Here is a 24,339-nt window from a genome sequence, read left to right as displayed (position 1 = left end):
GTGGGGATAACCCCCGCGCCGGCGTACGGAGATCAGGGCAGCGGGACCCCGCGGGCCGCGATCCAGAGCTCGTACCACTCCTCGTGCGTGAGGTCGGGCTCCCGTACGGCCGCGTCGCGGCAGGCGCGGATCCGGTCGGGCCGGGCGGTGCCGATGACGGGCGCGATCCCGGCGGGGTGCCGGATCAGCCACCACAGCAGCACCGTCTCCGGCGTCGTGCCCTTGCGCCGGGCCAGCTCGGCCAGCAGCTCCGCGGTCGCCCGTTCGGCGGGCGTCTGCTCGCGGCCCGTGAACCGGCCCTGCGCCAGCGCGCCCCAGGCCTGGAGGCGGATGCCGTGGTCGTGGCAGTGCTCCAGCGTGCCGAACGGGAAGCCGTTGGCCGCGGACCCGGGCGTGTTGAGCAGGACCCCGGCCTCGACCCAGTCGCGGCTGTGCAGGCTCATCTCCAGCTGGTTGGCCACCAGGGGCACGTCGAGGCGCGCCTGGAGACGGGCGATCTGCGCGGCCCCCATGTTGGACACGCCGAAGCCCCGTACGAGGCCCTGCCGGTGCAGGGACGTCAGCGCCGACGCGATCGAGTCCACGTCCGCCAGCGGATCGGGACGGTGCAGCAGCAGGACGTCGAGCACGTCGGTGCGCAGCCGGGTCAGGCTCTCCTCGACCCGCCGCGTGATGCTCTCCCCGCGGAGGTCGTAGATCCCCGGGCGGTCCGCGTCGCCGAGCCGGATCCCGCACTTGGTCTGGAGCGTGATGCGTTCGCGCAGGCCCGGCGTGCGGGCGAGCACCTCGCCGAAGACGGCCTCGGCCTTGCCGTGCCGGTAGATGTCGGCGTGGTCGAAGGCGGTGATCCCGCTGTCGAGCGCGGCGGAGATCGCCGCCTCGGCGGCGTCGATGTCGCCGGGCCCGTACGCACCCGGCTCCCAGCTCCCGCCGAGGCCCATGCACCCGTACAGCACCCGGTCACCGCTCACGCCCGCACTCCCGTCCGTCACCACTCCCCCACCCTAGGCCCTCGTCCAGGCGTGTCCTACGTGGGCTTCGCGCCGTCCGATCGGCCGTACACTCGGGCCATGGGTCACACGGGTTCGACGGGGCGGTGCGCACGGCACACCGCCGCCGCGGCCGGCGTCGAGGCGCCCGAGCCCCTTCGGGTCGCCCTGCACGGCCACGGCTAGCGCTCGCCTCCCTTCCACCCTCCTCCGCCCGGCGTGCCACTGCTCCACGCGGTGGCCGTGGCTCTCCTGCCGGGCCGAGCCACCTCGTCGTCCTGTGGTCGTCGGACGATCGCCCGCCCCGCTCCACGTCACCACCGCAGCTTTCCGGCATGCCGCCGGCGCTGCCGCCTGGCTACGGCCGCACGCCCGGGCCGAGCCCCCTCGAAGGGATCATTGTGAAGCTGAGCGAGTTGCTGGCCGGGCAGGAGCACCACGTACTCCGGGGTGACCCGGAGACGACGTCGATCACCGCGGCGACGACGTTCGACGCGGATCGGGTGATGCCGGGCTCGCTGTTCATCGCCGTCCCGGGGCACCGGGAGGGCGGGCCGGACGCCGTGTCGCCCGCACTCGCCCGCGGCGCGGCCGCGGTGCTCGTCGACGGCCGGGAACCGGCCCTTCCGCCGTCGGTGTGGCCGCCGGGCGCCTGCGCCGTCAGGGTCCCCGACACCCGGACGGCGGCCGCGGTCGTGACCTCGCGCTACTTCGGCGAGCCCGGACGGCAGATGGACATGGTCGCGATCACCGGTACCAACGGCAAGACGTCCGTGTCGTACATGGTCGAGTCCGCCCTGCGGATCTCCGAGGGCGCGAAGGTGGGGGTCATCGGGACCGCCGGCAGCCGCATCGGCGACGAGCTGATCCCGATGCCGCGTTCGGTGCTGACCACTCCGGAGTCGCCGGACCTCCAGTACCTGCTGGGGTGCATGCGCGACCGCGGCGCCGGCAGCGTGGTGCTGGAGGCCACCTCGATGGCCCTGCTGACCCATCGCGTCGACCAGACCTTCATCGACGTCGGCGTCTTCACCAACCTGACGCAGGACCATCTCGACGACCACGGCACGATGGAGAACTACCGGGACGCCAAGCTCCGCCTGTTCCAGGGCCTGTGCCGGCACGCGGTCGTCAATGCGGACGATCCCGTGGGCGCCGGCATCCGGTCGATGATGCCCGGGGCCGTGACCACCTACGCGATCGACGCCCCGGCGGACTACCGGGCCACCGGACTGGCCGTGAGCGCTTCCGGCACGCGGTTCACCCTCCACCACGGCGGGCGGGCGTATCCGGCGTCGATCCCCGTTCCCGGGAAGTTCTCGGTGGCCAACGCGCTGGCCACCGTGGCCGCCTGTCACGTCCTGGGCCACGACCTGGGCGCCCTGGTCGACGCGCTCGACCGGATGCCTCCCGTACCAGGCCGGTTCGAACGCTTCCGGACCCCGCTCGGCACCTCCGTGATCGTGGACTACGCCCACTCGCCGGATTCCCTGGACAAGGTCCTGACCACCATCCGCGGCTTCGCGCGGGGCCGGGTCGTCACCGTCTTCGGCTGTGGCGGGGACCGCGACACCACCAAGCGGGCCGACATGGGGAGGATCGCCGGAACCCACTCCGACCTGTGCGTCCTCACCTCGGACAACCCCCGCAACGAAGACCCCGAGGCCATCCTTGACGAGGTCGCCCCGGGCCTCGTGGCGACCGGCACCCCCTTCGAGCGCTTCGCCGACCGCCGCCGGGCGATCGAGTTCGCCCTGTCGGCCGCGGGTCCCGACGACGTCGTCCTGATCGCCGGGAAGGGCAGCGAGCCGTACCAGATCGTGGGCGAGGAGCTGCTCCCCTTCAGCGACATGTCCACGGTGCGCGAGCTCTCCGCGCCCCGGAGCCCTTCACACCCGGGCCGATGCACGGTCTGACCGGCGGATACTCAATGATGTCCGCATGGAAAGACATATGGAGACCGGGCGGTCGTCCGGCCGCCGGTTCGGCCGCGCGGTGGCGACCCTGAGCCTGCTGACCTCGGCGGTGGCGTGCACGTCCGCGCAGGCTCCGGCTCCGGTTCCGGGCGCCGCGAGCGGGGACCAGGTCTCCGTGGCCACCTGGAACATGTGCGGGGTGCGGCAGTGGAGCTGCGAGGAGACCGGCAGCCCGAAGGACAAGTTCCAGCAGCTGCGCGACCTGGTCGGCGACTCCGGCGTACGCGTCCTGCTCCTGCAGGAGGTGTGCTCGGAGGACCTGCTGTCCTCGGCCGTGCGCCTGGGCCCGGAGTGGCACTCGGTCTTCGAACCGTACGCCGACGTGGACGCGGCGGGCCGGCGCACCTCCGTCGACTGCACCGGGCAGGGGCGCGGACAGGCCGGCTACGGGCTGCTGGCCGCCTCCCGGCTCACCGATGTGGAGGTCGTCCCGACCGAGCAGCCGACGGTGGGCCTGCACCGCGGGATCCTGTGCGCGCGGGTGCCCGCCCAGGGGCTGCGGGTGTGCAACGCGCACCTCTCGCTGCGGGAGAGCGACGGCGAGCACCCCGACTGGGACTTCCGCGACGACCAGCTGAGCTCGCTGGTCGCCACCGCGGCGACCGACGTCCGTACGGTCTTCGGCGGGGACTTCAACGCTCCGCCGCCGGTGGGCGGCCGGAACACCTCCGCCTGGATCTGGCCGTCGGAGGCCTACGACACCTACCGGGAGTGCGATCAGAAGGGCGACTCCCGCAAGGGGCGCGCCACGCACAAGGACGGCACGAAGATCGACTACCTCTTCACGCAGCTGCCCCGCACCGGCTGCGAGGTGGTGGAGACCAAGGCCTCCGACCACCGGCCGCTGGTGATGCGGGTGAGCCGCCCCGCCGCCGATCAGTCGCCCACGCCCTCCGCTCCCTCGGCCGGTCCCGGCGTCAGTAGCGCGAGTTGAAGTAGTTGCCCTGCTGCGCGGGGACGGAGTAGCCGTTCACCGAGGTGAAGGGGACGGCCGTCCACGGGGAGGCGTTGCCGACGGCGTCCACCGCGATGGCCTCGACGAAGTGGTCGCCCTCGTTCCAGGCCCAGCCCGACTCCCACACCCAGCTGCCGTCGGCCCGCACCTCGCAGGTGCCCAGGGTCACGCCGCCCTCCTGGAAGTCCACGCGCACGGCGCCGGGGGCGTAGCCTGCGAAGCCGACGGCGGGGCCCTGCACCTGCTGGTGCGCGGCCGGGGCCGTCACCGTGAGCGCGAGGGGCTGGGCGGGCCTCGGCGGCGGCGCAGGCGCCGGTACGTACTCGGGCAGGGGCTCGGAAGCGTGCTCCACGGCGGTGAAGACCACTTCGGTGCGCTCGGTCTGGTAGTTGTTCGCGTCCGCGCCGAAGAGCCTGACGACGTGCCGGCCCTTGGGCCACGGGCTGGTGCGCTCCCAGACCCAGGTGCCGTCGGCGGCGACGGGCGCGGAGCCCTTGTGCTTGCCGTCCTGCCAGAAGCTGACGCGGACGGCGCCCGCGGCGGTTCCGGAGAAGCGAACGGCGTTCGCGGGGACCCGGTCCTCCGACCTCGGCGACAGCACCACCGGCTTGGGGAAGGCGTCGCTGCTCTGGACCAGGGAGGTCTGCGCGAGGTACGCGTCGATGGCCGACGTATCGCGCTCCGGCTGTTCGTAGCCGTTGCGGACCATGCCGAACCGTGGGGCGATCCCCTCGACCAGGAGGTTCAGCAGGCCGATCAGGGTGGGGAGGTTGCGCAGCGTGACCTTCCCGTGGTCGGTGATGAGGGGAGAGTCGTTGTAGACGAAGTTGAAGCTCTCGCGCCCCTGGAACAACGGGATGAACGGTTCCACTTGACGTGCGTATTGCTCGTCCTGGGGCGAGGTGATCACGTAGATGTTCGCCGAGGGATTGGCGCCGCTGCGCACCAGGTCCGGGAGGATCGAGTCGAGGATGTGGACGTTCTGCTCCGTCGCCTCACCCATCATCACCCGGACCGCGTCGGGGTTGCCCTCTTTGACGCGGGTTCCGATCTGGAACTGCGGCACGCTGGCCACGATGTTCCTGAAGCCGTACTTCAGCCCGAAGAAGAGGGCCGCGCTGCCGCCCTTCGAGCTGCCGAACATGGTCACTTCGTTCGGCGAGAGGGAGAGGGCGTGCATGACACGGGAGATGAGCCCCGCGACGGACTGCTCCAGGGAGAAGTCCATCCCCTTGCAGAGGTAGTAGGTGTTCGCGCCGTCGAAGAGGTCGCGGACCCACAGGATGTTCGACCGGAGCAGGTCGAGCTTTCCGGTCGCCCAGCCCCACTCACCGGGCGCGTAACGGTTCGCGAAGACCACGACCAGGTGACGGTTGCCCTTCCGGGCGTGGGAGAACTTGTACTCGATGGGCACCGCCCCGGAGGTGTCCACGCCGGTGAAGACGCGGCGCGCGTTCTGGGCTGCTGCCTTAGACATGCTCGGAATCCATTCTTCTCACCGGCTGGCGCGGCACCTGGCCGAGGGTGCCTCCGTTCCAAGGGCCTGGCTGACCCGCATGGCCCGCCGCGCCTGCGGCCCGGCCGCCCGCCGCGCCGACGGCCGGTGCCTGGGCCCGCGCGGGGTCGAGGTCTCCTCCGGCGATCAGGATGCGGTCGGTCAGCCTGGCCGAGGCGTAGCCGTCGTCCAGATCGCAGAACTCCTGCTGGAACCAGCGGTAGCGGGCGGCGTAGCCGTGCTGGATGCGGTCGATGTTGCGGATCGCCCCGATCAGCTCCGGGGAGGTGTACACGAGCGGGCCGGGTGCGGACTGCTCGAAGTCGAAGTAGAAGCCGCGCAGGGTGTCCCGGTAGTGGTCCAGGTCGTACGTGAAGAAGAGGATCGGCCGCCCGGTGTTGACGAAGTCGAACATCAGGGAGGAGTAGTCCGTGATCATCACGTCGGTGATGAGCGAGAGGTCCGCCATGTCCGGGTAGTCGGACACGTCGTAGACGAAGCCGTCGCCGGCGCCGGGCACCGGGTCCACCACGTTGGGGTGGCGCCGCACGAGCAGGACGTGGTCGTGGCTCAGCTGCGCCTTGGCATCGTCGAGGTCGATGCGGAAGTCGAGCTTGTACTTTCCGGGTGCGTAGAACTGGTCGTCGCGCCAGGTCGGCGCGTACATGATGACCTTCTTGCCCGGCGGGAGCCCGATGCGGCGGCGCACCTCCGCCGCCCGGTGGCCGGAGTCCGCCCGGCGCAGGACGTCGTTGCGCGGATAGCCGCTCTCGACCATCTCGCCCGGGAACTGGAAGGCCCGCTTGAGGATCGGGGTGCTGAAGCTGTTCGGGGACACCAGCATGTCCCAGTTCTGCACCTCCTTCTCCACGCGTTCCAGGTACCGCTTGTCCGCGAAGTGCACGGCTTCGATGTCGTGGCCGATGCGCTTGAGCGGGGTGCCGTGCCAGGTCTGCACGACGATCTGGCCGTCACGCTTCTGGAACCAGTCGGGCAGGTGGTTGTTGGCGACGATGTACCGAGCGCGGCCCAGGGCCTCGTACCAGTCGGGGGACCACATGCGGACGGGGCGTGCGGTGGGCGGTACGGCCACCTGGTCGTCGCGCACCACCCACAGGTGCTCGAGGTCCACGCCGCGGCGGACCATCTCCTCGTGCAGGGCGCGGGGGCTGTCGGAGTACTGGGTCCCCTTGAAGGCGTCGAACAGCACCGCCGGCCTTACGGACTTGCGGCGAGCCTCCGGGTACGTCTTGGTGCGCATCAGCTTCTGCCGGTACGGGCCGCGGGCCTCCTCCGGCATCGCCGAGTGGACCAGGAGCGAGAGCCTGTCGTAGGCCTCCGCCTGGAGCTCGTAGCGCCGCTCGTTGCTGGTCATCTCACTGGGGAGGGCGGGGATCAGCTCCTGTGTCATCTTGACCATGAGGTCGTTGGAACGGTTCTCCGCGGTGACGGCGGACGGGTCCTGGCGACGCAAGAAGAAGTCCCAGCGGCCGGCGGCCAGCGGAACCTCTCCGGCCAGGTTGCGCATCGCCGCGGGGGTGACGACGAAACGGAACTCCTCGCCGGACCAGGTGATGGGGACCGTTCGCTCCGCGCCGTGGGCCCGGGAGCGTACGACGATGTGCGCGGCGGCGAACTCGGCGGAGTCGAGCCTGTCCTGCGCGGCGTAGCCGACGACGACCTCCAGGGAGCCGTCGGGGCGCCAGGTGGCGGACTTGGCCAGCGGCAGGGTGTCGCGCTCGAACAGCACGACGTAGCCGGAGCCGTTGCGGTGCACGAAGACCTCGCGGTCCCCGCGCTCGGTCTGCAGTCCGGCCGGCATCCGGTAGTGGCCGTCGGTGGCGTCCTCCGCCATGACGGGGTAGATGGCCGCCTTGCGCCCCTCGACGTGCAGGGTGGTCTTCCAGCCGTTTGCGCCGGTGTTCCAGGACTCCGGCACTCCCTCCGAACCGTTGGTGCGGTGGCCGGGAACGAGCGCCTTGGCCGGAATGCGGGTGACAAAGGTGTACCAGCCCTCGCCGCCCGGCTGAAAGTTGACCCACGCGTCGTGCCGGCCGGCGCCGGCCAGGCTGGTGACCCGGAACTTGCCCCACTCGGGGAGCTTCGGACCGAGGTAGACCCCTCCGAGTTCCAGGTTGTCGCCGACCATGCGGTGCCGGGTGATGCGGCAACGCACGGTCTCCACGCGGAGCTTGAGCTTTCCCTGCAGGAAGAGCGGAACCACCCGGATGTTCTTGTCCACATACCGATAGGGCGGATTGGCCGCACTGCCCGCCCCGCCCCGGGCTATGCCCTTGTAGCGGAAGAGTCCGCGGCTCAGGACGCCGGCCGCGACATCCCACGTCCCCTCCACCCACTCGCCCTTGCGCTTGAGGCGGGACACGTCGAAGCGGACCTGGAATCCGGACCAGTCGTAGCAGTAGCGGTTCTGCTGGGAGTACTCCGTGGCCTGCGGGTAGTAGGTGCTCTTCGCCTTGGCGACGACCACCCGGCCCTGCTTCTTGTTCCGCAGCGCGATCGCCTTCATCGACATGTGCCGCTTGTGCACGTTGATGAATCGGACGTACGCGGACCCTTCGAGGGTCAGGTGGTCGGAGTCGTCCCAGCGCGCGGACGACAGCGAGCCGTGCAGCGAGAGTTCCTTGTCGAGCCGATAGGCGCTCTTGTCTATCCCGATCGAACGGTCGCCGAGGTAGGGATAGTTGAGGTAACGGTGGAAGCGCCGCTGCACGGGCAGGGGGCCGCCCTTGCGCTCGAACTCGACGACGTCGAGCAGCTCTTTGAGCCGCCCCTCGCGTACCAGGAGCCACTTCACGCGGGCGTCGGCGGGCAGTTCGTGGATGATGTCGGCGTCGGCCTCGTCCAGGAACTCGTTCGCCCACTGCATGAAGGCCTCGCGGTACTCCTCGTCGGCGTCCGGCAGCACTTTCAGATGCAGCATCAAGTCCGACTTCAGACAGGCGAGATCGTACTTGCGCTTGTGGTCGGAGTAGGAGCGGGCACGGTGTCCGGCGAGGAAGCGGCTGACCGACTGCACCGCGGCGACACGGTCTTGGAGGTTGCTGAACTCCGTGTGCCGCTGGGTGATGGAGGGCGCGGCGCCACCCTCGCGCCGGCGCCAGAAGTAGACGATGTCCGTGAGGATGTCGACCTTGGCGGCCCGGAAGTGGGCGAACATGTTGACCCAGGAGTCCTCGTACATCACGCCCTCGGGGAACGCGATGTAGTGGTAGTCCCAGAAAGACCGCCGGAACACCTTGTTCCACACCGTGCGGTCATAGATGAGGTCGGGCAGCTTGGTGATGTGCGTGCCGCGCTTGCTGCTGCGCATGGGCGCCTTGTGCAGCGGGGACTGCCACCTCTTGGTGGAGTTCATCATCTGCACGTTGCCGGAGACGAAGTCGGAGCCGGAGGATTCGAGGGTCCGCACGAGCAACTCGTAGGCGTACTCGGGTATCACGTCGTCACCGTCGACGAACGCGAGGAACTCCGCCTGGGGGTGGGCGGCGCGGATGCCGACGTTCCTGGCGTGGCCCGGTCCCATCGACTCCTGCCGCAGCAGCCGGAACCGCGGGTCCCGGCGGGCGAAGTCCGCGGCGATCGCGGTCGAGGAGTCGGTCGAGCCGTCGTCGACCATGATCACTTCAAGGTCGCGGAACGTCTGCCTGGCTATCGACTCGAGGCACTCCTCGAGGTAGATCTCGACGTCCTGGAAGGGCACGACGACGCTCAGGCGGGGCATACCTGCCACTCAGAAAACTCCTCGGTAGACACACTTCTCACAGCGCGCCGGGAATCGCAACGGCGCGCTGCCAGACCCGCCCCTGAATCTGGTCACCCACCGCTCCCCACGCACTCGCCCTCCCCACCCCTCGACCCGCACACTTATGCGACCCTCACAGGGTGTGCGCAGCGTAGGGCAACTGCGCAACGGCGAGCAAGTATTCACAAGCGCGCAAGCCGTCCGAAGCTTCACGCTTGCGAAGGAGCAGCGGTACGCAAAGCGCGCCGAACGGGCCAACTCCCCTCCGGTTCGGGGCGACGCGTGGAGACGCGGATCGTTACCGGCCGGAACGCCCGCGCGCCCGGTGAGCTAGGTCACCCCACGCGACACCAGGAATGGAAGGCGAGACCCGCGTCCATGAGGTCCTGGCGGGCGATCCGCAGCGCGCCGTTCGTGTCGATCATCGCGATCGTGACCGCACCACGGGCGTCGAGGGCGATGGCCGGCAACCCGGCACACCGGTCTCCCACGGGGGCCCACCAGGCGCCGTACTGCTCACCCTCCGTGGGATAGGCGGCGATCTCGGGGCATCCCTCGGCACCCCGCTGCAGCAGTACGGTGCAGTCGTAGCCGTTGATGCGCGTACGGGCGATGCCCACCGGGCCGGCGCCGCCCGCCCCGCCCAGCGACATCGGCACGCGGGACGCTCCGGCGGGGGCCATCGGGCGGTAGGCGATCACGCCGCCGTCCGCCGGATGGCGCCAGAAGTACGTGCCGGTGCCGGGGCCCGTCTCGTGAGCGCTGAACGTCCCTTCGATGGCATCGGCCTGCATGCGCCCGAGCCACCGGAAGCCGTGGCCGGGCCCGTCCTGACCCCAGTACGAGGCCCCGCCCCGGAAGGGCGCCAGGAACTCGGCCCTTCCCTGGGCCGTGACCAGGGGGACGACGGCACCTCGTGCCCATTTGCCCTGATAGTCCGCCCAAGTGCCCCATTTGCCGTCGGCGCCCCGGGTGCGGCCCCGTACACCGACCCCGAACCGGGTGGCGACGACGTGGAGCGATCCGGCGCCGTCCGGCAGCACCATCGGGTCTCCCGTCGGCGCCGGGGGCTCGCCCTCCCGCTCCCGCTCCGGGAACGGATTGCCCAGACCGCGCCAGTCGCTGAGCGGGCGGCCGGTCTGGTACTGGGCGGCGATGACCAGTTCGCGGCCGCCCGGCGCGTCGTCGCGGTAGCGGGTGCCGGCGAACCAGACGAAACCGCCCGCGTCCTGGGCCAGCGTGAGCCGGCCGGCCCATCCCTCCACGGGGAACAGGTCGGGCCCGTGCCATTCGTCCGAGCCGGGGGCCGACTCGGTCCAGCGCACCAGGCCCTCGGCGCAGCTCGCGTAGGCGGTCAGCCGGCCGTCCCGCCCGAGGCGGAGCCAGTTCCGGGCCGCGAGCCCGCCGTCGGCCGCCGCGGCTATCTCGGAGCCCGGAACCGCGGGCGTGGCGGAGGTGACACCCCGGCCCGTTTCCGCGCGTTCGCGTCGCGCCATGTCCAGCCCACTCCTGCCCGTTCTCGTCCCATTTGCCCGGCTCGGTCCTGCGAGCGTGGGGCAATCCACGGCAGGGCGCCGTCCTGTCGCCGCCGGCGGCGGACGTCCGGGGCGGCTCCCGGCCCGGTGCAATCTAGCCTGTCCGCGCCGTCACCCCAGAGGCGGACCCGTTGATTCCGTCGTCGGCCCGTCGGTTTCGGGCGGCTTCGCCCGCCCTTGCAAGGCCCGCGGTCCCGGCCGAGGGGCGTTGTCAGACCCCTGCGAGAGGATCATTCTCATGACGATCCTTCCCGCCGACGAGGCGTTGTCCAGCATGCCCAACGTGCCCAGCACGCCCGGTATCTCCGATGTGTCCGGCCTGTCCGGCCATGCCGGCTACCGTGCCGCGATACGGCAGTTGCGCGAGGCGTCCCACGCCTACTACGGCGGCGAGAACACCCCGCTGGACGACGCCGCTTACGACCGGCTGCGGCTGTCCGTGCTCGCGTGGGAGGCGGAGCACCCGGACGAGGCCGACCAGGAATCCCCGACGGGTCTGGTCGGTGACGGCGCCGCCCCGGTCGGCGACATCGCGCACACCACCCGGCTGCTCAGCCTCGACAACGTCTTCGACCCGGCCGGCCTGGTGGCCTGGGAGGCCTCGCTCCAGCGCCGCCTGGGGCGTCCGGCCGCCGGCGGGTTCACGGTCGAGCCGAAGATGGACGGAGCGGCCGTCGCCGCCCGGTACCGCGCCGGGCGGCTGAAGCAGATCATCACCCGCGGCAACGGCACGCACGGCGAGGACGTCAGCCACGTCATCGGCACCATCGAGGGCCTGCCCGAGCGGCTGCCCGTGCCGGCCACGTTCGAGGTGCGCGGCGAAGTCCTGTTCACCCAGGCGCAGTTCGAGACCGCGAACGAGGTCCGCAGTGCGCACGGCGCGCAGGTCTTCGCGAACCCGCGCAACGGCACGGCCGGCACCCTGCGCGCGAAGGACCGTCCGTACCGGCTCGCGATGTCGTTCTGGGCGTACGGGGCGGTCGAGCTCGACGGGGTCGCCTTCGTCCCCTCGGGGGCCACGCACGCCGAGGTCCTGGCCGCGGTCGAAGAGGCCGGAGTCCAGACGACGGCCGGCACCCCCGCCGGTCTGCACGTGGTCGCGACCCTCGCCGAGGCGCAGCGGAAGGTCGACGCGATCGCCGCGCTGCGGCCCGCCCTGCCGTTCGGCATCGACGGGGTGGTGATCAAGGCGAACGACGCGGCCGAGCAGGCCGCGGCCGGATTCGGCAGCAGGTTCCCGTACTGGGCGATCGCCTTCAAGCTCCCGGCGGTCGAGCGGCAGACGGTGCTGAAGGAGGTGGTCTGGGACGTGGGCCGGACCGGCGTACTGGCCCCGACGGCCGTACTCGAACCGGTGGACATCGACGGATCCACGGTCACCAGGGCCACGCTGCACAACCCCGCGGACATCCGCCGCCGCGACCTCCACATCGGCGACACCGTGACCGTCTACAAGGCGGGCGACATCATCCCCCGCGTCCAGGCCGCGGTCATCGGGCTCCGGCCGGCCGGGGCGCAGGAGGTGCCACTGCCCACGGCGTGTCCGAACTGCGGCGGGGAGATCAACAAGGACCAGGAGCGGTGGCGCTGCGCGAAGGGCACCGGGTGCGCGCTGCCCGCGCTGATCGAGTACGCCGCCGGCCGCGACATGCTCGACATCGACGGCCTGGGCAGGACGTACGTCAACGCCCTGATCGAGTCCGGTGACGTCACCGACGTCGCCGATCTGTTCACCCTCACCGAGGAGCAGCTCACCGCCGCCTCCGGCAGTGCCAAGCGGGGGGCGAAGCTGGCCGAGCAGATCGCCGCCGCCAGGTCCCGCCCGCTCAGCCGCGTCTTCTGCGCCCTGGGCGTGCTCGGCACGGGGCGCAGCATGTCCCGCCGCATCGCGGCGCACTTCGGGACCATGGACGCCATCCGGCGGGCCGACGCCTCCGCGATGCAGGAAGTCGAGGGCATCGGGCCGGAGAAGGCCCCGGTGATCGTGGAGCAGGTGGCCTCGCTGGCCCGGGTCATCGACAAACTGGCGGCCGCCGGGGTCGGGATGACGGAGCCGCGGCAGCCCCAGGCTGCCGCGCAGGGCCCGCTGGCGGGCCGGACGGTCGTCGTCACCGGCAAGATGAGCGGCCCGCTGGCGGACATGGGGCGCTCGGAGATGAACGCGCTGGTCGAGAAGGCCGGCGGCCGGGCGGGCAGCAGCGTCAACTCCAAGACCACCTACCTGGTCTGCGCGCCGTCCGCGAACGGGAAGCCGAGCTCCAAGGCGGTGAAGGCGGCGGAGCTGGGGGTCACGGTCCTCACCCCGGAGGCCTTCGCCGAGCTCGTCGCGGACTGCCTGGGCTGACCGGGGGCCGGGGACCGGGCTGACCGGGCTGACCGGGCTGACCGCGTCAGTACACGAGCTTGTAGCTCACGTCCTTGGCAACCGGCGCCGGGGCGGTGTCCGTGTAGAGGAGCCTGATCATCGTGAAGCGCTGGACGTCGGGACGGTCCGGCCAGGGTTCCGGGCTGCTCAGGGTCACCGTCACCGGGTAGGACCGGAAACGGCCCGCCGCGCAGTAGGGCTTGCAGTCGTTCACCATGTCGGTGCCCGTGGCCGTCGCGGTCCGCGGGCCCCACGTGTCCCATCGGAGCCTCACGAGACGGTTGTTGCCGTCGCCGCAGGCCAGCAGGTACTCCTCGGGGCGCACCTGGGGCTTCGAGAAGCAGTCGACGACCACCACCGGATCCGGCGCGGGAACCGGCACGGCCCGGGGCTGCGCCGAGGCCGGTACGGTGCCCGCCGCAAGCGCCGCGGCCGCACAGAGCAGAGTGGCGGTCCGCATCCTGGCCCAGGGGCCTCGGACGCGCCGGCCGTCTCCTGATGCGTCCACGACGTCCTCCTCGCCCGTCGGTCCCGGCTTCGGCGCCGAGATCATGCCCAGCTTCCCCCATCCGGGCGAGCCTCGCATCCGCAGGGCCGGGAGGCGGACGGGGCGGGGGTGCGGTGCGCGTACCGGCTGCGGGGGCACCGCGAGGGCCTGGTCGGCGTACTACCTGGGGAGTACGCCGGAGACGCTACGCCGGGGTGACGCGGGTGAGAGCGGGCGCCGTCTAGCGTGGCCGTATGGACGAGCTGCGCGAGCGCCCGGGTCCCCCGTGGCGCAGATGGGTGGAGCGGACCGGGCGGGGCCCGGCCTGGCGCTCCGCGCTGCTCGTCGCCGTCTTCGCGCAGGTCGGCGCCGGATGGGCCGCGCACGCGCAGAGCGGGCGGGTGGCCCTGGACGGCTTCGCGCGGCTCCTGCTGCTGCTCGGGCCCGCGCTCCTCGTGGCGCGGCACCGCCATCCGGTGGCCGTGGTGTACGCGGTCAGTGCGGTGACCCTGGTCTACGTCGGCGCCGGGTACCCCTACGGCCCCGTCTTCCTCAGCCTGGCGGTGGCGTGCTTCGCCGCCGTGGTCGCGGGCCGCCGGCGGGCCGCGTGGGGGGCCGTCGGCCTGCTCTGGGCCGGGCACCTGCTGATCGGTCACTGGCTGTACCGATGGCTCCCGCCCGCCGGGGACGGGCCTGCGCCCTGGTCACAGGAGCTGGCCGTCACCGCGTGGGTCCTCGCGATCCTCGCCGTCTCCGAGCTGGTCCGGATGCGCCGGGAGCAGTGGGCCCGTGAGCGGGACGAGCGCAGGGCGGCGGAGAGACGCCGGGTGGACGAGGAGCGGCTGCGGATCGCCCGCGAGCTGCACGACGTCCTCGCCCACAGCATCTCGGTGATCAATGTCCAGGCGGGGGTGGGGCTGGCCCTGCTCGACTCCGACCCCGAGCAGGCGCGTACGGCGCTGACCACCATCAAGGCGGCGAGCAAGGAGGCCCTGGGCGAGGTCCGGCAGGTCCTCGACACCCTGCGCGCCCCCGGCGAGGCGCCGCGCACCCCGGCTCCGGGCCTCGACCGGCTCGGCGAGCTCGTGGAGCAGGCGGCGGCCGCGGGGCTCACCGTGGAGGTCACGGACGAGGGAGAGGCCCGGGCGCTGGCGCCCGGAGTGGACCTGGCCGCCTTCCGGATCCTGCAGGAGGCGCTGACCAATGTCGTACGGCACTCCGGTGCGCGCACGGCCCGTATCCGGCTGGCCTGGCTTCCGGGCGCCCTGGAGCTCCGGGTGGACGACGACGGCCCGGCCACGGGCGGAGCCTCGGACGGCAGTGGCAAGGGTCTCGTCGGGATGCGGGAGCGGGCCTCGGCCCTGGGCGGCGGCATCGAGGCCGGACCACGTGCTGACGGTGGTTTCCGGGTGGTCGCGCGGCTCCCGCTGACGGCCGCGGCCGCCGAGGGGGATCCGTGATCCGGGTGCTGCTGGCCGACGACCAGCTGCTCGTCCGGGCCGGGTTCCGGGCGCTGCTCGACGCCCAGCCCGACATCGAGGTGGCGGGCGAGGCCGCGAACGGCGAGGAGGCCGTGCGGCTGGCGCGGGAGCTGCGGCCCGACGTCGTGCTCATGGACATCCGGATGCCGGTGCTGGACGGGCTCGAGGCCACCCGCAGGATCACCGAGGACGGGGGCCTGACGGCCGTGCGGGTGGTCATGCTGACCACCTTCGAGCTTGACGAGTACGTCTTCGAGGCGATCCGGTCCGGTGCCTCCGGCTTCCTGGTCAAGGACACCGAGCCGGAGGAACTGCTGCGTGCGGTGCGGGCCGTGGTCGGGGGCGACGCCCTGCTGTCTCCCGGGGTCACGCGCCGCCTGATCGCGGAGTTCGCGGTGCGTTCGAAGCAGCCCGCCGCGGCGGCGGACCTGGGCCGGCTCACCGAGCGGGAGCGGGAGGTGATGGCGCTGGTCGGCCTGGGCCTGTCCAATGAGGAGATCGCCCGTCGGCTCGTCGTCAGCCCGCTCACCGCGAAGACGCACGTCAGCCGGACCATGGTCAAGCTCGGCGCCCGGGACCGCGCGCAGCTCGTCGTCCTGGCCTACGAGTCGGGGCTGGTCCGGCCCGGCTGGCTCGGCTGAGCCGGTCCGGCCGTGCGCCCGGGGCCGTACTCCCGCTGAAGTACCCACGGTGCAGCCGGCCGTACGACGACCCGGCACCCCTCCCGGAGCCACCCTCGGAGCGAGACGAAAAGTCCACGATCCCGAGGAGCTGAACCGAGATGAACACCTTCACCACCCTCGCCTACGACGGGCCGGGACCCTGGGTCCTGTTCTTCCCGCTGATCTGGGCGGCGGTCGTCATCGGCGTCGTGACCGTCCTGCGCCGCACCGTGTGGCGCGGCCGCCGTGCGCCGTGGCAGAACCGGGCCGCGGCGTACGGCGAACACTCGCCGATCGCCGTCCTGGGGCGACGCTTCGCGTCGGGCGAGATCGACGAGGACGAGTACTGGCGGCGACTGTCCGTCCTGGACGAGCAGTTCGGCCGCTCCCTCAAGGACGGCCCGCTCTGACCGCGAGCGCGGTCGGTGGCCGGTCGTCGGTGGGACCACCCGAGGTGGTCCCACCACCGTCACGAACTCCCGGACGCCGGACGCCGGACGCCGGGCGTCAGCGGCTGAGCGCCGGTTCCTCGACGGTGCGGAAGGGTGCGAACCGCCGGTTGTCCTTGCAGCCGAGGTTCTCGTAGGTGTTGACCTTGGTCACCGGGTCGGTGCCGACCAGGCGGATCTTGCAGGCCTGCTTGATGAACCGCCCCTCGACCCCGCCGGGGAAGTCGATCTCCTTGTTCCACAGGTAGGGGGACTCGTAGTTGTTGGCCCAGGCGGTGGAGTTCACGTCGATGCCGCCCGGCGCCTCGATCTCGTAGACCCATCCCGTCTTGGCCGCGCCGTAGGTGGCGAACTTCTCGGCCACCCACTTCTCGCAGCTGGTGCTGAGGTGGGCGCTGGTCTGCCCGCCGCCCTTGACGATGTACTCGGCCAGCGGGGTCAGTTGGTCTCCGCGCGGAGTGAAGCCCGTCTGGAAGAGCTCCTCGACGTTCTCGCGGGTGTCGCCGCGCCACAGGGTGTTGTCGTCGACGCGCCAGTGCCAGTTCTCGGCCTTCGCGGCGGCCTCCACGGCGTAGGCGATGAAGGGGTTGGTGGTGGTGCTGAACCAGTCCCACGAGTCGAACTCGGAAACGGGCCCGCAGGGGCCGGTGTCCGGGGCGGGCGCGGGGAGGGTAGGTGCGGCGGCGGCCGGGGAGATGGCGGCGGCGGAGGCGAGCGAAGCGGCGGCGAGGACCCGCAGGGCGGCCTTCAGCATGGTGAGTGCCCATCAGTTGATCAACATGACGGCCCCCTTTATAGCGACATGTCCCCGCACGGATCGAGGGTGGCGAAAGGTGATCACCCGGACGAGTGGGGTGGGCACGCCCGCGGAGGCCCCTGCTCGGAGGGTGCGCGGAGGACGGAGTCGGCGACCGCGGTGCGGGCGTACAGCACCGAGCGGCCGGCCCGGTGGGCGCTGACCAGACCCGCGGCGCGCAGGGCGGTCAGGTTCTGGGACACCCCGGCGGCCGAGAGGCCGGTGCGCCGGGCCAGTTCGGTGGTGGAGGCCGGTGAGTCCAGTTCGGTCAGCAGCAGCGTCCGGGAGCGGCCGAGCACGGCGGCCAGGGCCTCGCTCCGGGGGACGGGCCGGGATTCCCACAGCGCACCCGTGCCGCGCGCCGGATAGGCGAGCTGCGGCGGTTCCGGAGGCGTGACACGGGTGAACGGGACCGGCCCGGTGAAGACCGAGGGGATCAGCAGCAGCCCCGCGCCCGCGGTTCGGCGGGACAGGGGCCGGTGCCGGCGCGCCAGCCGGAGCGCGTTGTCGTCCCAGCTCACCGACGGGTGCAGATCGTTGAAGAGCCGGCCCGCGCCGTGCTCGGCGACGTGCCGGGCCCGGTGGAACACATCGGCGTCGAGTACGGCGCGGATCCGCGCCCAGTACGGCGCCAGCGCCAGCTCCCAGTAGGTCTCGATCTCCTCCGCGACCCGCTCCAGCCGGGCCCGCGGTTCGGCGTACAGGCTCCGCGTCCGGGGGCCGAGGCCCCCTTGTTCGTGCCGCAGGCGGTCGAGGTCCCGGCGGACCCGGTCGGCGGGAGAGGCCCGGATCCCGGCCAGTTCCTCCGTCAGGGCGGGAGCCGGGCCGCTCGGCGCCGGATTGAGGAAGTCGGGTACGTATCCCGAGGGTGGGATCAGTTCGGCCAGCCAGCCCCGGTCGAGACCGGCGGCCGCCAGTCGCGGCCTCACCTGCGCGGCCCACGGCCCGTGCACGGGGGACGCGGCGCCGGAGCGCAGCAACCGGAAGCTCGGGCCGACCTCCCACATCGGCGAGACGGCGAACCGCATCTGCGCCAGATCGCCCACCGAGAACGTCAGCTCCGCCCGCACGGCCGGCCTCCCCCGAGGATTCACACATGCCTTAATCAATGGCCCGGCAGCATACACAGCGGAGAGCATCCGGCCATGACCTCACAGACGATCACGGCGGCGGCCGCGGGAACCTGGACACTCGGCGACCTGGAGATCAACCGGATCGGTTTCGGCGCGATGCGGCTGACGCAGAGCGGGGAGGCGTTCGCGGACGGTGCCGTGCCCAGCGACCGGGGCCGGGCGATCGGCGTGCTGCGCCGGGCCGTCGAGCTCGGGGTGAACCACATAGACACCGCCGCGTTCTACTTCTCGCCGCTGCGCTCCGCCAACGAACTGATCAACCGGGCGCTGGCCCCCTACCCGGAAGACCTCGTCATCACCACCAAGGTCGGTCCCGGCCGGGATCCGTCCGGGGCGTGGATCCCCCATGCCACGGCCCGGCAGCTGCGCGGCCAGGTCGAGGAGAACCTGCGCCAGCTGGGCCGCGACCACCTCGACGTGGTGAACCTGCGGGTCGTCGGGAGCGATTCCATCGCCGAGCGGTTCGGAGCACTCGCCGAGCTGCGCGAGGCGGGGCTCATCCGCCACCTGGGCATCTCCAACGTCACCCCCGAACACCTGGAGGAGGCGCGGGCCATCGCGCCGGTCGTCTGCGTGCAGAACATGTATGGCATCGGGGTGCGGCCCGACCACGACGCGTTCCTGCGCACCTGCGGCGAACTGGGGGTCGCCTTCGTCCCCTTCTACTCCATCGCCGGCGACGGGCGGGAGGCGGGCGCGAGCGGCACCGAGCACGAGGAGGTACGCGCCGTCGCCCGGGCGCACGGCGCGAGCCCGGCGCAGGTGCGGCTGGCATGGACCCTGCGGCAGGGGCCCCACGTCCTGACCATCCCCGGCACGGGCAACCGGGCGCACCTGGAGGCGAACGTGGCGGCGGGCGCGGTGCGCTTGGCCCCGGAGGAGGTGGCCGCACTGGACGCCGTTCACCGCCGGGGGCGTGAGATTGGCTGCGCCGCTCGGGCGGGTTGGCTGCGCCGCTTGGGGCGGTGTGGGGGGCCTGTCGTGGCGCGGCCGAGCGGGTGTGGGGGTCGGTTGGGGTGGGGGCGGGCGCGCGCCGGGGCGTCTCCTCGGGCGCCGAACGTGACGGGAGGTCGGACAGCTCGGCGGCAGTGCGTTCGGCACCCTGCGGGGATCACCCCGACACACACCCACCCCCACCCCAACCGACCCGGCTGCTACCCCCAACCCCCGCCCCCTTCGGCTACGCCGCACCGGCCAGCCGTGCCGCACCGGCCAGCCGTGCCGCACCATCCAGCCTCCGCCGCACAAATCCAGCCCCTCCGGCGTTTGAGGAGCGGGGTCCGGGGCGGAGCCCCGATCCTTGAGCCGCAGCGGCAGCCGAGCCGCACCCTTCGGCTACGCCGCGCCAAATTCAGCCCCTCCGGCGATTGAGGAGCGGGGTGCGGGGCGGAGCCCCGATCTTTGAGCCGCACCTTCCAGCTGGGCACGCCGCACCATCCGGCCTCCGCCGCACCCATTCAGCCCCTCCGGCGATTGAGGAGCGGGGTGCGGGGCGGAGCCCCGGGCTTTGAGGCGCGCCGTTCGGCCTCCGCCGCGCGGTGCGGCTGCGGCCAAGGGGGAGGGCTGCCTTACGGGAGGTCCTCCGTCGGGGGGTCGGCCTCGTAGACGTGGGGGGTGTCCGCGGCCCACTCCACCAGTTCGGTGCCGCCGAGGACCACCTCGTCGGGGTCCGGCATGCCGGCCCGCCTCAGGAACTCGATGACGTCCTCGTCCGAGTGGGCCAGCCCGAGGGACTGCTCTCCGCTCGCGGTCCGCAGGGTCACCTGCCGGCCTCCCGACGGGAAGATCCGGTGTACGACGACGGGCGCATGACGCATACCCCCAGCCTCGCCCCCGGGCGGCGGCCCGGCACCCCGGGGGCTCAGGACGTACGGCCGACCGGGGCGGCGCCGTCCGCCGCCGCGGGGATGCGGAACATCGAGGGATCGGGGTAGGTCGCCTTTTCGGCCAGGAGGACCTCTTCTATCTCGGCCCTGAAGACGGGCTCGAAGAAGTCGACGTCCAGCAGCAGCCGCAGCCCCCGCACGGTCGGGTCGAGCAGCGGGCGGGCCATCCGGGCACCGCCGCCGGAGATGCCGGAGAAGCCGGTGCGGGCCGTCGCCGATCTCCCGCCCACGCGTTCCTCGAAGCCGGCGGTCGCGTAGCCGACGACCAGCGCCAGCTCGGTGAGGAACCTCCGGGTGCCGAGGGCCATCTCCTCGGCGCCCTGCAGTGTCTGCACGGAGCCGCCCGCGACCTTGAAGTCGTCGCTGTTCCGCTTGAGGCCGCGCGCCTCGTACACGGCGCGCGCCTCCTCGAAGAGCCGCCCCGCCTCGTCGACCGCCTTCATCGCCGTCACCAGCTGGTCGATGTCGATCTCGCGCTTCACGCTGCCTCCCGATCCGGAACCCATGGTGCACAGACCGTAGGAGGCAAAGCGTCCGCTGCGGAACACCCGTGCGGCGGTCAGATCCGGAAGCCTCCGGAGCCCCTCGGGGCCCCTCCCCCGGCCGTGGCTCCAACTCTCCATGCCCTCTTGTGACTTGAGGCAAGTGTCTCAACAATGCACATGACAACCGAAGGATCTTCGGTCGCATTGTCATCAGAGGGGAACCCCCACATGAAGAAGCCTCTCGCCGGCGCCTTACTCTCGCTGTTCCTGATGGGAGCAGCGGTCGCCCCGGCCGTCGCCGCGCCGAACACCCAGGCGGCGCCCCCGGCGACCGCCGTCGCCGTCAACTACGCCGGCACCGTGGCGCTCAGCAACTGTTCCGGCTCCGTCGTCCGCGCGCCCGCCTCCCAGCCGAACGACCCCGCGCTCGTCCTGTCCAACGGGCACTGCCTGGAGACCGGGTTCCCGGCCGCCGGCGAGGTCGTCAAGGACCGGCCGTCCTCGCGCTCCTTCTCCCTGCTCAACGCGTCGGGTTCGAAGGTCGCGACCCTGCGGGCCAGCAAGATCGCGTACGGGACGATGACCGACACGGACGTCTCGATCTACCAGCTCACCAAGACCTACGCCCAGATCCAGAGCCAGTACGGCATCACCGCGCTGACCCTGAACGACACGCGCCCGGCGCAGGGTTCGGCGATCAAGGTGGTCTCCGGCTACTGGAAGCGGATCTACAGCTGCAACGTGGACGGCTTCGCCTACCGCCTCAAGGAGGGCGACTGGACCTGGAAGGACTCGGTCCGCTACACCTCGTCGTGCAACACCATCGGCGGCACCTCCGGCTCGCCGGTCATCGACACGACGACCGGCAAGGTCGTCGCCGTCAACAACACGGGCAATGAGGACGGCGGGCGCTGCACCGTGAACAACCCGTGCGAGGTGGACGAGAACGGCACCGTGACGGTCCGCCAGGGCATCAACTACGCCCAGGAGACGTACATCATCGTCCCCTGCATCGCCCCCGGCAACAAGATCGACCTGAGCCGCCCCGGCTGCCTGCTGCCCAAGCCGTAACCGGAGCACGTCCCCGCCCGTCCCGAAAAGCCCCACGGCCGGGCTCCGGGCGGGGATACTCGGACGCGTGGAACTGCACATCGATCACCGCTGGCTGCTGGAGCGGCAGGAGGCGCTGTTCAAGTACGTGGAGGTGGCCGACCACTCCGCCCTGGTCGCCGCCGTCGCCCGGCACCGGGTGAACACGCCCAGCCTGGAAGTGGACGACCCCGACGCCTACTGGCGCGCGGCCGCGCTGCTCGACGCGATCGTCCTGCTCCGGCCGCTGCCCGACTCCAACGAGTACTTCGCCTACGGGGTCGCCGTCGCGTACATCGAGGCCTCCGGCAAGGCCGTGGAGGCCTCCTACGAGCAGTGGCGCGACCTGATCACCGACATCCGCACGCTCCGGGTGAGCGTCTACGACGTGGCGGCGCGGCTGAGGTCCTGGCAGCCCGCCTGACCCCGGGCGGGGCCGTCAGCGCCTGCGCTGGGCGGGCGTGCCCACGAGGAGGGCGTCGGAGACCAGGCGCGCGCCGCGGGCGAGCCGGCTCAGCTGCTCGAGCTCCAGGGCGTACATCCTGATCGAGTTCTCGATGACCGTCTCGGCTATGCCCATCGTGGGCAGCTCGGCCCGGCTGGTCTGCAGGGCCGCGCGTACGGCGCGCATCTCGTGCTGCAGCTGGAGCTGGACGTGGCGGGCGAGGAGCGCGTGGTGGCGGGTGAGCGTGAGGTATCCGCCGTAGCGGGCCGGAAGCAGGTCCCGCAGCCAGCGCGTGGCCGTGCGCTCCCAGTCGTGCGTTCCGGGCGCCTTGACCTGCAAGGGCCAGTCCGGGCTGAGCGTAAACGTGGCCGTCTGGGGCATTCTCGTCACTTCCGAATGGTGTCGAAGCTCTGATCGAGACGTTCTGGGGGCGGCCTCGGCCCAGGGGTTGACCGAGGCCGCCATGGGCGCTCTGCGGGATCCGAAAGCCTGGACTCGACCGCGCGGCCGCGACGTGAGGAGGTTCGTCGTGCCGTGCGTGCGTTCGAGAGGACGTGGGGTCGCCCTCCTTGGCATCTGGTGGATCCGGAGCGCCGTCGTCAGTAAACATATATACCGTCGAGTAAGCAAGAGTATGAAAAATTTCATGCATGCCCAAGGCTGAATATCCCCTGGTGGAGCGGGCCAGCGGGCACCCAATCGGGACGAACCGCCCTACAGGAAGAAACCGTGGTGGTGGGCGACCTGCTCGTAGTCCTCCAGACGCGCCTGCGTCCGCTCGGGGTCCGCGTCGGCCATCGACTGCAGCAGGGCCGCCGAGAGCATGCCGGGCGCCGCGTACGAGTCGAAGACCAGGCGGGAGCCGGTCCCGGCGGTCAGGGCCACGTCCGCCTCGTCCACCAGCGGCCCCAGGGTGGGGTCCGTGATCAGGACCACGCGCAGCCCCGTACTGCGGGCGGCCCGGATGGCAGCCAGGGTCTCCTTGGCGTGCCGCGGCATGGCGAAGGCGAGGACCCAGGTGCCGCCGGCCGCCCTGGACTGGAGCAGCGCGTCGAAGGCGACGCTGCCGCCTCGGGTCACCAGCCGGACGTCGGGGTGGATGCGCCGGGCCGCGTACGCGAAGTACTCCGCCAGGGAGACCGAGATGCGCAGCCCGAGGACGGTCAGCGGCACCGAGGCGGCCAGCTCACGGCCGATGTCCAGCACCTGGTTGGTGTCGGCGAGCAGCCGGCGCACGTTCTCCAGGTTCTCGATCTCGGCGTCCACGGCCGCCTGCAGTTCGTTGCGGCGGATCTGCTCGCGGGTGTCCGTGACGCCGGCGACCGCGCTGAGCGCGATCGGCTGGAGCACGTCGCGCAGGGCGGGGTAGCCGCTGAAGCCGAGGGAGGAGGCGAAGCGGGTCACGGAGGGCTGGCTCACGCCCACCCGCTCGGCGAGCTCGGTGATCGACAGGAACGCGGCCTCGGTGAGGTGGTCGATCAGGTACTGGGCGATGCGGCGCTGGCCCGGCGAGAGGCGCCGGCCGTCGAACAGGGCGAGGAGCCGGTCGGCCGGCGGGCGGACCTCTTCCGACGACTGGCCGCTCGGCTTGATTGCGGCCGCCTGCGCCCGTGCCTGCTGCCCCGATGACACCGGAGGGCCTCCTTCTCACGTCACTCGCGTTCCAACATAGCTCACGCCCCGTGGCCGTAGATGATCAGTCCTCGGCCCGGGCGGTGACCGGGGCGTCGGTGCGGTCGCCGAGGAACTCGTACCAGCAGTGCCGCAGGTGCACGTAGCGGGTGTCCGCCTCGGTGAGGGCGAGGAAGGAGCCGATCGTCGAGGTCAGCCGCTCGGCGAGGTCCCGGTCGGCGAGGGCGCCGTTCTCGGAGAACGCGTGGTGGGCGCCTGCCAGGCTGAACATGTCGGGGTAGACGCGGGCGCCGAGGTGCTCCAGCGGGACCCGCAGGGCCCACAGCCCGCGGTTGCCGCCGACCATCGAGGGTGAGGCCGAGAGGAGCAGGGTCTGCTTGTCCTTGAAGGGCTGCGGGCGGCGGCGCGAGACCCAGTCGACGGCGTTCTTCAGCGTGCCCGGGAAGGAGGCGTTGTACTCGGGCGAGGCGATCACCAGCGCCTGCGCGGCGTCGAGCCGATCGCACAGGGCCAGGGCGCCCGGCGGCACGCCCTCGTCGGCCTCCACGTCGCCGTCGTACAGCGGCATGGGGAAGTCGGCGAGCGTGGCGGCGTCCGCGACGGCGCCGGCCCTGGTCACGAGGGCGGCGGCCAGGGACGCGAGCCGGGCGTTGACCGAGCCGGTGCGAGACGACCCGGACAGCACGAGCACGCGCAGTGAGGAACGGGAGAACGCG

Annotated in this window: 20 protein-coding genes and 1 pseudogene; 9 read left to right on the top strand and 12 right to left on the bottom strand. The window is 71.8% G+C overall.

Going from position 1 to position 24,339, the window contains the following annotated elements:
- Positions 1 to 32 precede the first annotated feature (32 nt).
- Positions 33 to 995, bottom strand: coding sequence for an aldo/keto reductase (locus tag ACZ6JT_RS30025; protein ID WP_469214525.1), 963 nt, complete (start codon positions 993 to 995; stop codon positions 33 to 35).
- 395 nt (positions 996 to 1,390) lie between these two features.
- Between ACZ6JT_RS30025 and ACZ6JT_RS30020 the strand changes: the two genes are divergently transcribed.
- Together ACZ6JT_RS30020 and ACZ6JT_RS30015 are read left to right on the top strand one after the other, a co-directional pair.
- The gene (locus ACZ6JT_RS30020) at positions 1,391 to 2,905 is read left to right on the top strand and encodes a UDP-N-acetylmuramoyl-L-alanyl-D-glutamate--2,6-diaminopimelate ligase (protein WP_469214523.1); all 1,515 of its coding nucleotides are present in this window, start codon (positions 1,391 to 1,393) and stop codon (positions 2,903 to 2,905) included.
- 25 nt (positions 2,906 to 2,930) lie between these two features.
- The gene (locus tag ACZ6JT_RS30015) at positions 2,931 to 3,899 is read left to right on the top strand and encodes an endonuclease/exonuclease/phosphatase family protein (protein ID WP_469214521.1); all 969 of its coding nucleotides are present in this window, start codon (positions 2,931 to 2,933) and stop codon (positions 3,897 to 3,899) included.
- Here the strand turns inward: ACZ6JT_RS30015 and ACZ6JT_RS30010 are convergent.
- From ACZ6JT_RS30010 to ACZ6JT_RS30000, 3 genes are all read right to left on the bottom strand, one after another.
- On the bottom strand, positions 3,883 to 5,397 hold the full coding sequence (locus ACZ6JT_RS30010) for an Ig-like domain-containing protein (protein ID WP_469214519.1): 1,515 nt from the start codon (positions 5,395 to 5,397) through the stop codon (positions 3,883 to 3,885). The two genes, ACZ6JT_RS30015 and ACZ6JT_RS30010, sit on opposite strands and share 17 nt — an antisense overlap.
- Positions 5,390 to 9,157: a bifunctional glycosyltransferase/CDP-glycerol:glycerophosphate glycerophosphotransferase gene (locus ACZ6JT_RS30005; protein WP_469215001.1), complete on the bottom strand. Its 3,768-nt coding sequence runs from the start codon at positions 9,155 to 9,157 to the stop codon at positions 5,390 to 5,392. The genes ACZ6JT_RS30010 and ACZ6JT_RS30005 overlap by 8 nt, the downstream gene beginning before the upstream one ends.
- A gap of 356 nt (positions 9,158 to 9,513) precedes the next feature.
- Positions 9,514 to 10,674 carry a hypothetical protein gene (locus ACZ6JT_RS30000; protein WP_469214517.1) on the bottom strand — a complete coding sequence of 387 codons (1,161 nt, stop codon included), beginning with the start codon at positions 10,672 to 10,674 and terminating at the stop codon, positions 9,514 to 9,516.
- A 313-nt stretch (positions 10,675 to 10,987) separates the two neighbouring features.
- On the opposite strand from ACZ6JT_RS30000, the gene ligA reads away from it, so the two are divergent.
- Entirely contained in the window at positions 10,988 to 13,057 is a 2,070-nt protein-coding gene (gene ligA / locus ACZ6JT_RS29995) for an NAD-dependent DNA ligase LigA (protein ID WP_469214989.1), read from the top strand.
- 46 nt (positions 13,058 to 13,103) lie between these two features.
- Here ligA and ACZ6JT_RS29990 read toward each other — a convergent pair whose 3' ends face one another.
- On the bottom strand, positions 13,104 to 13,586 hold the full coding sequence (locus ACZ6JT_RS29990) for a hypothetical protein (RefSeq protein ID WP_469214515.1): 483 nt from the start codon (positions 13,584 to 13,586) through the stop codon (positions 13,104 to 13,106).
- A 233-nt stretch (positions 13,587 to 13,819) separates the two neighbouring features.
- On the opposite strand from ACZ6JT_RS29990, the gene ACZ6JT_RS29985 reads away from it, so the two are divergent.
- From ACZ6JT_RS29985 to ACZ6JT_RS29975, 3 genes are all read left to right on the top strand, one after another.
- On the top strand, positions 13,820 to 15,025 hold the full coding sequence (locus tag ACZ6JT_RS29985) for a sensor histidine kinase (protein WP_469214513.1): 1,206 nt from the start codon (positions 13,820 to 13,822) through the stop codon (positions 15,023 to 15,025).
- Positions 15,022 to 15,687, top strand: a complete 666-nt coding sequence (locus ACZ6JT_RS29980; protein ID WP_469214511.1) for a response regulator — start codon at positions 15,022 to 15,024, stop codon at positions 15,685 to 15,687. Before ACZ6JT_RS29985 ends, ACZ6JT_RS29980 begins: the two co-directional genes overlap by 4 nt.
- 140 nt (positions 15,688 to 15,827) lie before the next feature.
- Positions 15,828 to 16,118, top strand: a complete 291-nt coding sequence (locus ACZ6JT_RS29975; RefSeq protein WP_469214510.1) for an SHOCT domain-containing protein — start codon at positions 15,828 to 15,830, stop codon at positions 16,116 to 16,118.
- 97 nt (positions 16,119 to 16,215) lie between these two features.
- Here the strand turns inward: ACZ6JT_RS29975 and ACZ6JT_RS29970 are convergent, their stop codons facing one another.
- Complete coding sequence (locus ACZ6JT_RS29970; protein WP_469214508.1) at positions 16,216 to 16,911, bottom strand: scabin-related ADP-ribosyltransferase; 696 nt, start codon at positions 16,909 to 16,911, stop codon at positions 16,216 to 16,218.
- A gap of 83 nt (positions 16,912 to 16,994) precedes the next feature.
- A complete protein-coding gene (locus ACZ6JT_RS29965) occupies positions 16,995 to 18,023 on the bottom strand; it encodes an ArsR family transcriptional regulator (RefSeq protein WP_469214506.1) in 1,029 nt (342 codons plus the stop codon).
- Positions 18,024 to 18,098: 75 nt separating this feature from the next.
- On the opposite strand from ACZ6JT_RS29965, the pseudogene ACZ6JT_RS29960 reads away from it, so the two are divergent.
- Positions 18,099 to 18,998 (top strand): annotated as a pseudogene (locus ACZ6JT_RS29960) (aldo/keto reductase); the annotation flags it as partial.
- A gap of 656 nt (positions 18,999 to 19,654) precedes the next feature.
- Here the strand turns inward: ACZ6JT_RS29960 and ACZ6JT_RS29955 are convergent.
- Both ACZ6JT_RS29955 and ACZ6JT_RS29950 read right to left on the bottom strand, forming a co-directional pair.
- Entirely contained in the window at positions 19,655 to 19,903 is a 249-nt protein-coding gene (locus tag ACZ6JT_RS29955) for a hypothetical protein (protein WP_365479219.1), read from the bottom strand.
- Between the two features lie 44 nt (positions 19,904 to 19,947).
- On the bottom strand, positions 19,948 to 20,454 hold the full coding sequence (locus tag ACZ6JT_RS29950; RefSeq protein WP_469214503.1) for a hypothetical protein: 507 nt from the start codon (positions 20,452 to 20,454) through the stop codon (positions 19,948 to 19,950).
- Between the two features lie 231 nt (positions 20,455 to 20,685).
- Here ACZ6JT_RS29950 and ACZ6JT_RS29945 point away from each other — a divergent pair, with 231 nt between their 5' ends.
- On the top strand, positions 20,686 to 21,528 hold the full coding sequence (locus ACZ6JT_RS29945) for a S1 family peptidase (RefSeq protein WP_469214501.1): 843 nt from the start codon (positions 20,686 to 20,688) through the stop codon (positions 21,526 to 21,528).
- Positions 21,529 to 21,595: 67 nt separating this feature from the next.
- Complete coding sequence (locus tag ACZ6JT_RS29940) at positions 21,596 to 21,970, top strand: toxin Doc (protein ID WP_469214499.1); 375 nt, start codon at positions 21,596 to 21,598, stop codon at positions 21,968 to 21,970.
- A gap of 15 nt (positions 21,971 to 21,985) precedes the next feature.
- Here ACZ6JT_RS29940 and ACZ6JT_RS29935 read toward each other — a convergent pair whose 3' ends face one another.
- The 3 genes from ACZ6JT_RS29935 to ACZ6JT_RS29925 form a co-directional block, all read right to left on the bottom strand.
- The gene (locus ACZ6JT_RS29935) at positions 21,986 to 22,372 is read right to left on the bottom strand and encodes a hypothetical protein (RefSeq protein ID WP_030723417.1); all 387 of its coding nucleotides are present in this window, start codon (positions 22,370 to 22,372) and stop codon (positions 21,986 to 21,988) included.
- Between the two features lie 333 nt (positions 22,373 to 22,705).
- Positions 22,706 to 23,623, bottom strand: a complete 918-nt coding sequence (locus tag ACZ6JT_RS29930) for a MurR/RpiR family transcriptional regulator (protein ID WP_469214498.1) — start codon at positions 23,621 to 23,623, stop codon at positions 22,706 to 22,708.
- Positions 23,624 to 23,687: 64 nt separating this feature from the next.
- Positions 23,688 to 24,320: an NADPH-dependent FMN reductase gene (locus ACZ6JT_RS29925; RefSeq protein WP_469214987.1), complete on the bottom strand. Its 633-nt coding sequence runs from the start codon at positions 24,318 to 24,320 to the stop codon at positions 23,688 to 23,690.
- Between the last annotated feature and the right edge of the window lie 19 nt (positions 24,321 to 24,339).

This window comes from Streptomyces sp. NPDC046308, assembly GCF_055588065.1.
Note: the sequence above shows the minus strand (reverse complement) of the source record. Positions and strands in the feature narration are given on the sequence as shown.